The organism is Clostridium sp. C8-1-8 (assembly GCF_009928445.1).
In the GTDB taxonomy this organism is placed as follows: domain Bacteria; phylum Bacillota; class Clostridia; order Clostridiales; family Clostridiaceae; genus Clostridium_AR.
On the sequence record NZ_JAABNO010000006.1, the window covers coordinates 142,812 to 158,232 of the forward strand.

The 15,421-nt window shown below is 28.3% G+C and carries 12 protein-coding genes; all 12 read right to left on the reverse strand.

From position 1 onward, the window contains the following. Positions 1–153: 153 nt before the first annotated feature. A complete protein-coding gene (locus tag GXK57_RS08690; RefSeq protein ID WP_128215469.1) occupies positions 154–1,782 on the reverse strand; it encodes an IS1182 family transposase in 1,629 nt (542 codons plus the stop codon). Positions 1,783–2,008: 226 nt separating this feature from the next. Further along, entirely contained in the window at positions 2,009–2,308 is a 300-nt protein-coding gene (locus tag GXK57_RS08695) for a transposase domain-containing protein (protein WP_128215470.1), read from the reverse strand. Next, positions 2,280–2,621 (reverse strand): hypothetical protein, encoded by a 342-nt coding sequence (locus GXK57_RS08700; protein ID WP_128215471.1) that lies wholly within the window; start codon positions 2,619–2,621, stop codon positions 2,280–2,282. The genes GXK57_RS08695 and GXK57_RS08700 overlap by 29 nt, the downstream gene beginning before the upstream one ends. Positions 2,622–3,407: 786 nt before the next feature. Continuing rightward, the gene (locus GXK57_RS08705) at positions 3,408–4,136 is read right to left on the reverse strand and encodes an SGNH/GDSL hydrolase family protein (RefSeq protein WP_128215472.1); all 729 of its coding nucleotides are present in this window, start codon (positions 4,134–4,136) and stop codon (positions 3,408–3,410) included. Positions 4,137–4,350: 214 nt separating this feature from the next. Beyond that, positions 4,351–5,466 (reverse strand): UDP-galactopyranose mutase, encoded by a 1,116-nt coding sequence (gene glf, locus GXK57_RS08710; RefSeq protein WP_128215473.1) that lies wholly within the window; start codon positions 5,464–5,466, stop codon positions 4,351–4,353. A 79-nt stretch (positions 5,467–5,545) separates the two neighbouring features. Then, positions 5,546–6,979 carry a flippase gene (locus tag GXK57_RS08715; RefSeq protein ID WP_160674481.1) on the reverse strand — a complete coding sequence of 478 codons (1,434 nt, stop codon included), beginning with the start codon at positions 6,977–6,979 and terminating at the stop codon, positions 5,546–5,548. 29 nt (positions 6,980–7,008) lie between these two features. Beyond that, entirely contained in the window at positions 7,009–7,911 is a 903-nt protein-coding gene (locus GXK57_RS08720) for a glycosyltransferase family 2 protein (protein ID WP_160674484.1), read from the reverse strand. A 499-nt stretch (positions 7,912–8,410) separates the two neighbouring features. Next, positions 8,411–9,661 (reverse strand): hypothetical protein, encoded by a 1,251-nt coding sequence (locus tag GXK57_RS08725; RefSeq protein WP_160674489.1) that lies wholly within the window; start codon positions 9,659–9,661, stop codon positions 8,411–8,413. Between the two features lie 60 nt (positions 9,662–9,721). Continuing rightward, positions 9,722–10,948: a glycosyltransferase family 4 protein gene (locus GXK57_RS08730; protein ID WP_128215477.1), complete on the reverse strand. Its 1,227-nt coding sequence runs from the start codon at positions 10,946–10,948 to the stop codon at positions 9,722–9,724. A 116-nt stretch (positions 10,949–11,064) separates the two neighbouring features. Further along, positions 11,065–12,216: a glycosyltransferase family 4 protein gene (locus GXK57_RS08735; RefSeq protein WP_160674492.1), complete on the reverse strand. Its 1,152-nt coding sequence runs from the start codon at positions 12,214–12,216 to the stop codon at positions 11,065–11,067. Between the two features lie 49 nt (positions 12,217–12,265). Continuing rightward, positions 12,266–12,976 (reverse strand): sugar transferase, encoded by a 711-nt coding sequence (locus GXK57_RS08740; protein ID WP_128215479.1) that lies wholly within the window; start codon positions 12,974–12,976, stop codon positions 12,266–12,268. Between the two features lie 499 nt (positions 12,977–13,475). Continuing rightward, positions 13,476–15,278 carry an O-antigen ligase family protein gene (locus GXK57_RS08745; RefSeq protein WP_160674495.1) on the reverse strand — a complete coding sequence of 601 codons (1,803 nt, stop codon included), beginning with the start codon at positions 15,276–15,278 and terminating at the stop codon, positions 13,476–13,478. Positions 15,279–15,421: the final 143 nt, after the last annotated feature.

Consider the following 15,421-nt stretch of genomic DNA (forward strand, 5'->3'; position numbering starts at 1 on the left):
ACCGTTGATGCTCAGCCCTAATTTTCTAAGAATTTATAAGAGTTACAACTATATTTTAAAACATTTTTTCTGAAAATCTAAAAAATGGCGTACTTTAATAAGCCTTTAAGGTTAAGGCTTATTTTAAAATAATTAGTTTCTTAAAATTTAACTTTATGCACCTTTTTTTAGTGAAAAAAGGTGATTTCCAGTTCTCTCTGATTGTATTTTATTATGTAGCTTGTTTACATTATGTGCCATTGCTAAAAGAATACTTTCGGCCCAAACATTCTGTTTGCCCTTCGAGAGGAATCTTCTGAAGCCCATATCTTGTTTTATCTCTGCAAAAGAGCCTTCAGCTTGAATGCTTCGGTTCATTCTAAGTTGGCAGCCTTCTTCGCTTACAACTCTTTCTAAATCTTTCTTTCTAAGCTTATTAAACAACTTTGAGGTTTCAAGATTTTTAGTTCTTTCTTCCAAAGGTGTCTTGCTGTTATTTCCTTTTATACATTTGCTTTTGTAAGAACAAGAACTGCAATCTTCGCAGGTATATATTGTTTTTTCGCTTATGTATCCAGTTTTACTCTTTCTTTTTATAGTCTTACTAAACATTAACTTTTTATTATTCTTGCAGATATAGTAATCTCCAATTTCATCATAGTCCATATTCTCAATTCTACTAATATCCCTTTGGTATTTTCTTGTTTTAGATATCTCATAGTTTGATGGTTTAATGAAAGAGAGTTGTCCGTTTTTTTCAATAAATAGATAGTTCTCTTCGCTTTCATAGCCAGCGTCAGCAACTATTTTTAGATATTTAAAACTTAGAGATTCTTCCATACTCTTAATAAATGGAATGAGTGTAGGGGTATCCGTTGGCTGATCGCATACGGTGAGCCATACAATATATTCTGAATCAACGCCGTGTTGGACATTGTATCCAGCTTTTAACTGACCATTTCCCATAGCGTCTTCTTTCATTCTCATAAACGTTGAATCATTATCTGTTTTTGAATAGCTATTACGGTTACCGCAAATGTATAACTTTTGCGTGTATTCTTTTAACTTGTTAAGATACTCTTCAAGAGTTTCAATAGATCGCTGTAATGGCATTTTTCTTTTCCCTGATCCGTGCACAAATTCAATATTTCTCTCATATTTCAGAGCGTAAAGCTTTTTTCGCAACTTTTTTATATGCTTCATCTTCACTTTGTCATTGTATATTAGCTTAATTCCATATAGTTCCTCACAGTTAGCTACTAAATTAGCAAATTTAACAAGAAGCTTTTCTAAATTCTTTGTAACTGCCTTTTTACAAACAAAAGTGTATTTATTAGCACAAGCCTCAATTTTTGTACCATCAATAAATATAGCATCTCCAGATATCTCTCCTGCAGCATGAAGACATTCTGTCATTTCGGCTAAGATTCTTTCTGCACATGGTGCAAAATGCAAGCTTCTAAATCTAGCAAATGTTGAATGATGAGGTATTGGTGAATTTTCAAGAAGATACATGAAGTTAATATCACGTCGACAATATTTTTCCATATCTCGTGAAGAATAGATATGGTTCATGTAAGAATAGAGTACAATCTTCAGCATCTGTCGTGGCGTAGCTTGATTTTCCCTAAGTCGGGAATAAGTCGAATATAAATCTGTTAAATCCATCTCCTCTACAAATTGACTTAGCAAACGCACCGAATCATTATCTGAGACCATATAATCAATATTAAATGGAAGTTTTAATTGATAACTTCCTCTATTTAAAGTATAATCTTTATGTAAATTAATATGTTTGGTCATATATTAATTTTACAATAAATCCAGCACTCTTGTGAATGCTGGATTTATTTTTATGCAAAAAAAGAAGCTGTGCACTAAATACTTAGTGCGACAGCCCCTTTTTTCTGTATTCAAAAGTTTAATTTTACTATAATTCGTAAGCGTAAAAATTTTAGTATCTTTAATAACTTCAAAAATAATATTAAAATATCCTAGTAAGGCAATAAGATGCTTTACTAGGATTAATTTATGGCCTATCTTTAATTTTCATATTTTCAGGGATCTTTTCTGACCAAGGCATAAGAGCTTCTAAGCTTTCTCTGTCGGATACATCTATCTTTGATAGATTATCAAATAAATAAACTAAGTACCTTTCAATAACTAGTTTATTAGCTTTGGCAGTTTCAACAATGCTATAAATATTAGCACTATAAGTTGCTCCTTTAGCAGTATTGGCAAAAATAAAGTTCTTACGACCGATAACGAAAGGCTTAATTGCTCTTACAGCAGCATTATTATCAACCTCTAAAACCATCCAATAAAACATTTTTTAATCCTAGTAAGTGTTTTTCAGCATAATCAAGTGACTTACCTAAATGACTTCTTGGAAGAGCATCTTTAATTTCTCTTTCAACATATTCAATAAAGTTGTCTAGAACTGGAGCTAGCTTTTCAGATCTTGATTTAAATCTGATATCATAGTAATTTTCTTCATTCGAATAAGCCTCTATATTGTCTTTATCAGTGCTTAATGAAACTTCATGAAAAATAGTTGTTGAAGAGTTGATTTTTTCTAATCTCCTTCTATGATAATAAAATTGGCTTCTGGTAAGCTCATTTTCTATACAAAACTCTTTCAATGTTACTGTACCTTTATATGAATCAAACTTATTAACATATCGCTCCTAAGCGGCATTATCTAATTTTCTAGACATAAATATCCTCCCATTGATAATCTTTTTCCTTGATTTTATCAATAGGAGGACATGTTATCTAGGTACTTAATTTTTTACGCTTACAATTATATATTGAAAAAAGGCAACATAAAAAGTGCATAAATCCCTACATTTTGATGTTGGAACTTTTATGCACTTTCATATTAACATTTACACTATTTACAAAGAAAGATTATCATCATTAACAATTCCATTCTACATCAATTTTAAACACAAAAGATTTAGCTTTTACCGATAAACAAACCATGGAAAGATTATTACAAACCTCAGAAAGATATGATATAAGGAGAAAGACTCTTCCCACTTTATAAGCTAGTCGAAGCAGCTAATGAACAGGAGAATCAACCGGTCTGTAATAATTACCTAAAACAATTAAATAAATTCATATAGAAATTATATTTTCATATATATATAGTGAAATATTGATAGAAATATAATATTCCTTTATCCAGACTTTGAATATCAAAGTCTTAGTTTTTTAACAAAAGCCAACTAACTACCAACATTTTTGAATTAATTCCGATTTGCATAATTATAATTATTATTAAGATTATATATGTAAATTCAAATGACTTATAACTGTAATTCTTTGAATTTTCATATATAACTTATATTTAAAGAAATTTTATTCATCAAAAATAATATTCTCGAAAATTACGACAAAGCAATACTACTTTGTCAATTTTATAATTATAAAATTCTAGTATTTATCAAAACTTCGCTTATCTTTGAAGCTATGATACTATGGCCCTTTTCCGTAAAATGTATTCCATCAAAAATAAATATTTCCGACTTCTCTTGTTTTAATAATTCACTGTTACAATTAACTAAATAAAAATTATTATTTTTTTTCAACAAGTCACTAAGTTTATCTATGTATCTATTAATTCTTACATTAGTAAGATAATCCAATTGAATAAAAGGCGCTAATACCACAACTTTTATCCCGTGAGAATTTAAAGATGTTATAATTTCCTCCATAGAATCTATGTAATCCTTTATATTTGTAACAGGTTCAACCCTTAATATTTTAGCAACTAAGTGTTTGATAAAAGATTTAAGCAATAATTTAAATCTATTAAAATAACTATAGTTCAGTCGTTCTACATTTCTTAACTTCATATCTATGTTAGAGCTTGAATACTTTAAATTAAATCTCCTGCTTAATGTTTTCTTTATTTTTATATCCACATCAGTAGTTCCAAATTGCAGTATTACTATGTCTGGTTTCACTTTAATTACTTTTTTATCTAAATACTTCTTTGCTCTAGTAATAGGGAATCCCCCTAAACTTACAATCTCATTATCATAAATATTATTTTTACTAGAAAGACTATCGAGTAGTTGATTAAAAAAAGATACATTAGATTCATGTGGAAACCCCTCAATTAGACATGCACCAAATCCTACAATTTTCATATAAATGTTGCCTCCGTAATAAAATAGCTTTTTGTATAATTAAAATTATAATTCTAATTATACAAAAAGCAATAAAATATTACAATATCACACAAAATAACACATTATTTATTTTATAGCATATTAAAAGAGCTACGATGGATTACACTATTCCCCAAAATTATAATCATAGAATATCTCTCATACCTACTAAACTTACAATTCTAAAAAAAATCTAAAATAAACTTCCAAACTCTCTACTTAAAGCTTCTAGAGCATGGTATATAACATGATGCATATCATAGTATTTATAATCAGCTAATCTGCCGCCAAATATAACATTCTTCTCTTTATCAGCAAGATCTTTGTATAATTTAAAAATGTTACTGTTCCTGTCATCATTCACAGGATAATATGGTTCATCTCCAACTTTCCACTCTGATGGATATTCTTTTGTAATTACAGTTTTCTCTTGATTTCCAAATTCGAAATGTTTATGTTCTATTATTCTTGTATATGGAGTCTCTCTATCAGTATAGTTAACAACAGCATTTCCTTGGTAATTTTCTTTTTCTAATATTTCATGTTTAAATTCCAGACTTCTGTACTGCAAGAGACCAAATTTATAATTATAGAACTCATCAATCATACCTGTAAAAACTATCTTATCTGCCATCATTTCAAACTTTTCTCTATCACTAAAGAAATCGGTACTCAGTTTCACGTCTACATCTTTAAGCATCTTTTCTATTATAATATTATATCCGCCTTCAGGAATCCCCTGATATTTATCATCAAAATAATTATTATCATATGTAAACCTAACAGGTAGTCTCTTAATTATAAAAGAGGGTAAATCAATTGTACTTCGTCCCCATTGCTTCTCTGTATATCCCTTTATTAGCTTCTCATAAATATCAAATCCAACAAGTGAGATAGCTTGCTCCTCTAAGTTTTTAGGTATATTTATAGAATACTCTTTTTTCTGTTCCTCTATCTTATTTTTAGCTTCCTGTGGAGTTATAACTCCCCATAACTTGTTAAATGTATTCATATTAAATGGTAAGTTATATATTTCCCCTTTATAATTAGCTATAGGCGAATTAATATATCTATTAAACGTTGCAAACTGATTGATGTAATCCCATATTTTTTTATTACTTGTATGAAAAATGTGAGCTCCATATTTATGTACATTTATTCCTTCTATGTTTTCGCAATAAATATTTCCACCTATGTGATCTCTTCTATCAATTACTAAACACTTCTTGTTGAGTTTACTAGCCTCATATGCAAAAACTGATCCGAATAACCCAGCTCCTACTATTAAATAATCATATTTTTTAGCCATTTATATACACCATCACTTTCTAAGAAATTATAACAACTTATCTAGGGAACTTACTACTTATTACTAATCAATAATATTCTTATGCAACATCGGTTTTATCCTTTATAATAACAAATAAACGTGAAATAAGTTTAGATTTTAAAGAAATTATACATGTAATATATACAAAAGATCCAGCTATTATTTGAACAATAGTCGTTACCATACCAGATCCAAGTTTATTTCCAATAATTCTTATGGCAACAAACATAATAACCCCACTAATAAAATATTTAATTATTTCACTTAAAGTTTTAAATATGTTTACCTCTTTCCTAATTATTATAACTTGCACTGTTGTAACAACTGCTTCAGAAATAACTGTTGATATTGAAGCCCCAAATGACTTATACAGTCTTATAAAAAAAACATTTAATATTATATTCACAATAGCACCAAATGTGACAGATAGTGTAAAAGCCTTATTTTTACCTGTAGGCACCAAATACTGTATTCCCAACACATTACTCCATGCTATGAAAAAAACTATTGGACTTATAATAATAATATTATTAGTGCATTGTAAAAATTCTTTTCCAAAAAACCAAGGAACAAATTCTTTAGCTATTCCTGCTAACCCAAACATAATTGCAATTGATAATAAAGAAACGAAATTCAGTGATTGAATTATATAATAGCTTACCTTTTTCAAGTTTCCTTTTGCAAATGTATTAGATATCCTTGGCAACATAACAGTCCCAAGTGATGTAACTATAGCCAAGGTCATCTTAACTATCTTGTCTGAATTCTCATATATCCCCACATCACCCTTAGTGGCAATAGATCCAATCATTGTTTTATTTAGAAGTACATATATTTGAATAGCGATTTGTGGGATAAATAGTGATAAACATGGAATAAAATGTGACCTTATCATTTTGATATTTATCTTCACTAAACTCACAGTACTTTTTAAATAAAACCACATTATAGCCTGTCCTAAAATAGCTGTTGAACCAAGAATTAAGACATATATCCATAGATCCGAACTTTTTTTAACGAATACAAATGCTAAAACAAGCCCAATTATTTTTATTATAGTATTTCGTGTCACTGTCTTTTTAAATTGCTCTAACCCCATAAAAAGCCACGATATATCTACTGCTGCAGCAATTAGATATAATGATTGAATTAAGTATATATACCTATCCTCTTCTACAAAATATATAGTAAACACAATATACCCTATGCTTGCTAAAGTACACATAAAAAGCTGTAAGCAATATATACTAAAAAAATCTTCACTTAACTTTTTCTTATTCTCCCTAACAGTAGCAATTACCCTATTACCATACAGCGTGATTCCCATCATTCCAAACAGTACAAAATATTGAACAATAGATAACGTATAGGAATTGGTTCCTACACCTTCTTTTCCAAGTACTCTTGATACATATGGCACTGTTATAAGCGGAATTATTAGAGTTACTATTTGGTATAACATATTGTAAATATAGTTTTTTGCTATTTCCATTCTGTTACTCCTATTAAAATAAAATATTATCAAATATCTTCTGGGAACTCAATCTTTGGGTTGAAAAAGATGCCTTTTATAAAACCTTGTAAAATAACTTTTACTTTTTTTATTTTGGAATCATTTTTTCTTATAATGACCTTTGTTATACTCTTAATAACATAATTTAAGTAATTCACATAGCTACTTAAACCACTTTTTCGAGATGTATATGATTTATTTCTATACTCATAAAAGTACCTGTCAACCCTAGACTTTTCCTCTGAAACTATATTCACATCACAATTTTGATTCATTTTATGCGTTACAACACTATCAGTAACCAAATACCCTGGTGCTAAAGTCGCTAATCTCTTTGTATACTCTACATCATCACCCCAAATAAAAAACTGACTAATTGGATATCCCACCTTCTCTATATCTTGTCTCTTTATTAACAACGATACAAAAGATGTACTCTTTAACTTAGTCAATCCAAATTTCAGCATATAATTCCAATCATGTGTAACTTCTGGAATATTCATTAAGCAAGCCTTATTATCTTTCCAAACTACATTACTACAAAGAAAACTCCAATTTTCTAGCTCATTCAAACTAACTTTACCTAATAAGTTTTCAAGTGCATCAGGTTCTGGTATTGTATCATCATCCATAATCCATATGTAATCACAATTGGACGCATAAGCAATTTTTAATCCTTGATTAAATCCGCCTGCTCCTCCAATATTTTTTTCCATATTATAAGCTTCTAAGTTATTATATTTTTTACTAAGATCATTTAGCAATTTATCAGTTCCATCAGTGCTACAATTATTCACTACTAGTATCTTATCAATACTGCATGTTTGATTTACCAATGCACTAATGTTTTCTTTAAGTAGTTCTTTTCTATTATAAGTTACGACAACTACGCATGTAGATTTTTTAATCAAAAATATACCTCCTTATAGTATAACAAATATATAGTCTCTAACACTATTATATTATTAATTCAATCGAAAAAGTAAGATTCTATACTTCATCAGGCATTACTTATATAATTCGATAAAATTTAATTTCTGTTTTAAATTTAAAACTTCTAACCAAAGAGGACAAACAAACAATGCTATACTCTTTGGTAAAATAGTAACAATAACTTCAAATCAGTTATTTTATAATTAGTGTATTATTAACACTTATAATATCTTAGTGGTAGTATATTTATTGCTAGTATTATTAATTTTATAATTATTTGCAGTAGGCAAATCATGATGTATTAACAACATCTAATAACAAAATAGGTCATAGAATGCTACCCTATTTACGTACAATACTTTTTTTACATATAAAAGATATTAATAAATATTACTCTTCCTGCTTCTTATTTTATCTTCTACTAGTGCCGAAAAATTATAAATAAAAAAGTAACTTGCAAGAATTACACTTTGTACTTTATGAAAAATACATTTTTTCGGCTCTATTTTTAAAAACATCATAGTACCGTATTAAGATTCCATAAACAACAAAAAAGATTATTAACCTGTTATATTGTATTGGTTCTGAAATCAAAAATAAAATTAACCACGAAAGTAAGATTAGACTTCCAATTTTATTTTTTAAATATAAATCTTTAAAGTAATAATAAATACCTGTAACGTAAACCATCAAGAAGTAAAGTCCACCTTGATACATTAATAGTGTTAATCCATTACTACTTCCCCAGTTAGAACCTAAACCATTTCCTCTAAGGTCAGAAGATTCCAAAAAAATTATAGCATTAAGATTATCGAACCCCCATCCTGCAATAATCCTTTCTTTAAATAACTTTAATCCTAACAAAAAATCTTCTTGTCTTATTCCATAAGATAATTTCCCAAAGCCTTGCACTTTCGATATATATATATATATCGCAACAACTCCACAAGCAAAAGTTATTATAGGAATAAAGATATTTTTTAATAATTTTATTAATCTATTATCAAATTTCAAAGTATAGAACTTCACCAAAAAAATCGCAACTACAAAAATTAAAGCTGTTGTCGACATTGTTGTAAACAAATTAAAACATGCCACTATAACTGCTATCAATCTTATTTTATCTCTATAAAATAATTCATTAACTAAAAATAAAGATATGTACATGCCAAGATAACATGGTTCGTAAAAAATACCATTATTTCTAATAAACAACTTATCACTAATATATACAATCTGATGGTAGTATGATAAGTTCATATATGAAGTATAGGTATTCACATTAAACCCACTATTCTGAACAATATTATGAGGTATATTTATATTCAATATAAATATAATTATATAGAGAATGAAACATATATAATTGTAGTGATATAACACTTTTGTAAGACAGGTTAATATGCTTACTTTTTTCTTATAAAGAAATAATGCAACCAAAAATAATAATATTAAATTTCTCAAGAAGTAAGTATACCCATCAAAAGATTCACTATAAAATACCAACTCAAATGACAAATAAGCAATAACAAATCCTACAGGAATTAATAACTTAAAAGTGTCAAGCAAATAATCTTTAATTAAAACCAATAAAATTACCATCGCTACTGCTATATATATTATTTCAAAATACTTACCATAAAAATAAGGCCATATTCCACCACTAAATATTATTATCAAAAAGCCAATAATATAGACTATCATATTATCCGTCTTATCCTTTAGCATGTAACCTTTTCCTCTCCATAAATACTTTTATAATTAAAAATATAAAAAGCTATAATTATTTTAGCTTTTTATAATTTTCTCATAAACATTAACTAGTTTTTCTATGTGTTTATTGATAGAATAATCTTTACTCCAGAACTGGTCATAAGAATTTCTGCCTAACCTGTCAATTAAAGAGTCATCATTACATAGTCTCATCTTTTCTACTAAACTATCTAAATTATTTCTCTCAAACAAGAAGCCATTCTCATTATCCTTAACTACCTCAATAGCTGTACAAGTATCTGATAAAATTACTGGAATTCCCTTAGCCTGACTTTCTAGGACAGTCAGCGGCATCCCCTCATACCATAATGCAGGAAAAACAAGCGCTCTAGCCATAGAAAGATATTCTTGAACCTTATCCTTATCCACCCAACCAGTTATTTCTGCATTAGGATATATTTCCTTTATCTCATCTGCGCAATCGCCTTCTCCTACAAATATAATATTACATCCAATCTCTTTTGCAGCTTTTGCTAAAAGTATAACACCTTTTTCTTTTGAAAGCCTTCCCACGAATATAAAGCAATTATTTTTACTAGCATTAACTCTATTTTGTTTTGAGATATTTATAGGGTTATCTATAGAATAGTAATTGGCATCACTGGGTAAATATGGTTTTAATACATCTCTACCAAGCTGTGATATATATATATAATTCTTTATCCCACTAGGACTATATGCTAATTTATTTTCTACAAATGTCCTAATAACCCTCCAAAACTTATGAAAGTAACTTCTAGAATCACAGTGGCATACTATACACTTCATAGACATTGGTTTTATATTATTGCATATCTCATGCTTTTGATAATTATAAAACCCTCCATTAGGACAGACAATAAAATAATGATGAAATGTAAATGCTACCTTAAATTTATTCTTTATAGCCTCTCTAATGATACTCGCTGATATTGCTTTCTGCCATAAATGCAGATGTATTACAGTGTCTTTTGGATTAAACTCTAATAAAAGTTTCTTAAATTCTCGCCTAGCTTCGAAATTCCAAATTCCTTGAATAGAAGCCGCTGCAATATTTTTTTGTTTTACCAACGATTGCTGATTTAAACATACAACTTTAATATTCGGATGAACTAATTCCTTACAAACCGGACCAACTGCTGAAAAATAAGTAACTTTAACACCTCTCTCAGCCAATCCCACAGCACTTTCTATAGCTACTTTTTCTGACCCTCCGCTTGGAAATGCAAAATCACAAATTATTATTACATTTAAATTTTCCATATTATTTTCCTCATCATTAACAGTAATTTTTTATGCTATAAAATCTAATAATAGATATAATAAATGAACCATCATAAAATACCTATTACACTTCTTAAATATATAATTTCTTAAATTTATGAAGTTTTATTATAGTACACTAATTCAACATTTTGAATCATATTATCAATCGTAAATTTAGAGCTATACATCTTTAAGCTTTCTTCTGAATATCTTGTCAGCTTTTCTTGATCAGTTATCATTCCTACTAGTTTATGAAAACCTTGCTCTATATTTCCTTTTTCAAACAATTCCCCATTTACTCCTTCTATTACTATTTCATTATTTCCTATCACATTAGTAGCTAATATTGGTTTTCCACATGCTATAGCCTCAACAAGAGAATATGGCAACCCTTCATATAACGATGTTATCATATATATATCAAATACACTAATAATTTCTGAAATATCATCTCTGAACCCTAGTAGTTTTATTCTATCTTCCATATTGTTCTGCTTCAATATTTTCCTAATGTCCAATGATAACTCTCCGTCGCCTACATATATAAATTTAACATTGGGCATATGATTGCATACTTTTATAGCAATTTTTATAAAAGTAAAAGGATCCTTCTGAACCTCTAGTCTTGAAGCAACGCCAACTATAAAATCTTCTCTTGAAAGTCCTAATTCATTTCTTTTACTATGTATATTACCTATATCTGATATTATATTTTCTATCCCATTATATATCACTTTAGACTTTTGTTTTTCTATAAGTTTTGATTGAACCGCAAACTGTTTTTCTCCATTTGATACATTTATTGTGGTAGTAGTAAGTCTTGCTAAAAGTTTTTCTATTATATAGAAGATATTTCTTTTAAGATTACCTATATTAGGGTTTTGAATCACATAAGCATGAGGTGTATATATAATCTTAGGAACTCTATTGATATATGCAATTAACCTTCCAATTCCACCAGCTTTTGAACTATGGCAATGAACTATATCTGGCTTAACTTTCCTAACTATGTTATTTATTTTCAAAAAACTTTTTATATCTTCAAAAAAGTTTAGATTCCTCACCATTTTCACATTATATGTACTTATATTTTTGGATAGTACTTTTATATTATCTATAAATATATCATCAGCCCTAATATCTGAATATATAAAATGTACTTCGAACTTATCTTTATCTATGTTATTAATTAGGTCTAAAACATTTTTTCTAACGCCTCCACTTGTGGCTTCAGAAATATACAACAACTTTAACTTTCTATCCAATTTAACAACCTCTTTCTATCACATAAAGATAAACTTACTATCAATTACCCTACATTGCTCCATCCTTCTTAATAACTGACATTACAGTTTTAAATATAAGTTTTATATCAAGCCAAGTAGTTCTATTGTCAATATAGTACATATCCATTTTTACTCTTTCTTCATAACTAGTACTACTTCTTCCATTAGCCTGCCAGTAGCCTGTAAGACCTGGTTTGACAGTAAAAAGTTTTTCAGCATGTGCTCCATACTTTACCACTTCCTTTTGTACAATAGGTCTTGGTCCAACAACGCTTAAATCACCTTTTATTATATTAATAAGTTGTGGTAACTCATCTAAGCTTGTCTTCCTAAGAAATTTTCCTAGCTTTGTTATCCTAGGATCATTATCTAACTTAAAATTTTTTTCAAACTCAGCCTTTTGTTCCGGTGTGAAATTATTAAAAACTTCAGCAGCATTATAAACCATTGTCCTAAACTTATATACTTTAAACAATTTACCACACTTACCCAATCTACTGTGTTCAAAAAATATTGGTCCTTTAGAATCTAGTTTTATTGCTACGCATATAATTAATAGTACTGGCGATATGGTTACTAAAAGTATCAACGCACTAAAAAAATCAAATAATCTCTTAATATATAAATAAATGAATTCATTTACCCCTATATCAGAATTATCTTTAATCTCATCATAATGTTTCTTTTCATTAAAATCCACTTCATCTTCTAATAAAGAATTTTCAATACCTGAAGCCATGTAATCATCCCCCTGCAAAATTAAATATTTCCTATTTAAATCTTATCTATCTTATAAATTTATATTTTTATATGTCATATTTTTTATTATTTTATTTCATTTAAATTATAAGCTCATATTTTGCAGCTGTCCAACCACAACGAAGCTCTATTTTTGTCATTTTTTTCTTTTATTACGTTATTTTTTTTAATTTAATTATATTTAAAACTCACTAATGTATCTTACCATGAAAATACTACATTTTAAAGTAAAATTATGTACCTGATGAAATTTCTATAATAAAATCTCATAAATTTCATGTCGAATCTTTTGTGTTTATTCATAATTATAAGGTTATCTTTTTGTACAAAAGCACAACAAATTATTATTCCACATTCTACTATTTTACAATAAAACACATACTTTTCCTCTCTATCGCAATTAACTTCCAACCACTTACAACATATTAAACTATAGCAACTGTTGTGTCACATCTACGAATGTTGTTATGTCAATATTGTTATCTTTTCATCTCTATAGTATCAGAAAGACTTTCCTTTAATTGATTTTTTAGATATTTACTTTTCGTATTTAAAGAATCGTAGGCTTCTCTATGTCTTGCCGATAGTGCTTCTAGTTGCTTTTTGTAACTTGCACCGTCCTTAGCTTTAATATCTTGTAAGTAATCATAGTAGGTTTTATAAGCATCAAAGTAGTACTTTTCTCCATCTACAACCTCATTCCAAAGACTTATTGCATCTTCCTTCTCTCCAAGCTTCCCTTTTATATAAGCCATGTCCCACTTAAGGTTAAGATTTTCTCTATCACAGCTTATTGCTTTTTCTAGATTTATTTCAAGCTGCTTAAGCAATTTAGAGTCTTGGTTATATGAGTATTGCTGTTTGTAACTATCACTTATCACTTCATAATATCTACTATCTTTAAATAATGCTGTTTTTGTAATGTTTCTTCCTGTAGAGTAATTACCATATTTAGTAAAATAATTCCCTAATTTAATAATTCCTTCATTGTATAGTATCAATACTAAAAATATACTCAAGCTGCATAGTGAAGCCATTGCTACCTTATCACTTACATTAAATTCAAAGTCGTTTTTCAGCTCTAAAGATAAAGGAAGTAGCCATAAGGCAAATATACTCGCAAAAGAAAAATCGAAATCTAAAAAACTATGGAGAAAAATCAGTACAAATATGACTAAGTTTAACACTTCAAGAGGCTGCCTATCTGTTATCTTCTTAAAACTTTTTACAACTCCATATATAAGTAATAATAAAAATGGTATAATGCCTAATATTCCTATATCAAAGCCTATCTGAAGCAGTGAATTATGAACATACTTCACATCGTAGTATGCGGATTGAAGGTAATATTGATATTTACTGAAGGTATTAATTCCGTGACCTAAAGGTTTGGACTTAATTGCCCTCATTGTGTCCTCAAAGATTATGAATCTTTCTTGCATTGAGCCATTATTTATGGATATATTTCTTACTCTTTCAATACTGTTACTTCCACTTATTGAAGCTATAGCAATTATTAAAATAATTGATGCTACTAAAATAACTACATTTCTACTTTTTTTAGAATTATCACTTATTTTCTTCTCAAAAAGCATATATAGATAAATTAATATTGGTGCAAGAAGAAACCCAATAATGGATAGCTCGGCTACTAATATGTACAAAATAGTTGATACTAATATATTGCAGATATGTGTTATGCTTTTAGATTTCCATGCTGCAAAAATTATGTAGACAAACATATAAACTAAAGTATTTCTTGAACCCGTAAAAAGTATTGAACTTATAAAAATAATATCAATTGGGACTTTGTAACCATCATATTCCCTTATATTGTTTATATGTATAAGGATCAAAAGTGATAGTGCAAAAGTATTTGCGTAACCGACAAGTCCAAAGATTCTCAGCTTCAAAAATACACCTTCATATACTATGAATATAACTGATAACACAGCCATTATGTAAACAGTATATTTCATTATGTCATCTTTTCTCTTGTGATCCTTTAAATATGAATAAATCACATAATAAAATATTGGTGCTAGATATAGACTAAGTCCGTTTAATGCTAGTATTGAAAATTTAGTTACAGCAGAAATTACTGATAAAAAAAGCAGTGAAATCAATAAAAATATTATTACTTTATTTAGCCTAATCTTTTTTCTTCTTAGCAATATATACATTAGTGAAACAAGTGTTAACAATATGTTTCCACCATCAAAACCTATAATGGTGTACGGAATTATAAATGGCATTATAAAAATCAATAGTTCTATAATCAATGCATGTCCCCCTTTAAAAGTCAAAATCATATAAAATACTTTAACATTATTATTTCAAAGCCCTTTAAACACAATTATATAGTAAAAAGAGGTGGATTTACCACCTCCTTCATTATTTTAATGTTAATTTAATTGACAGCTAA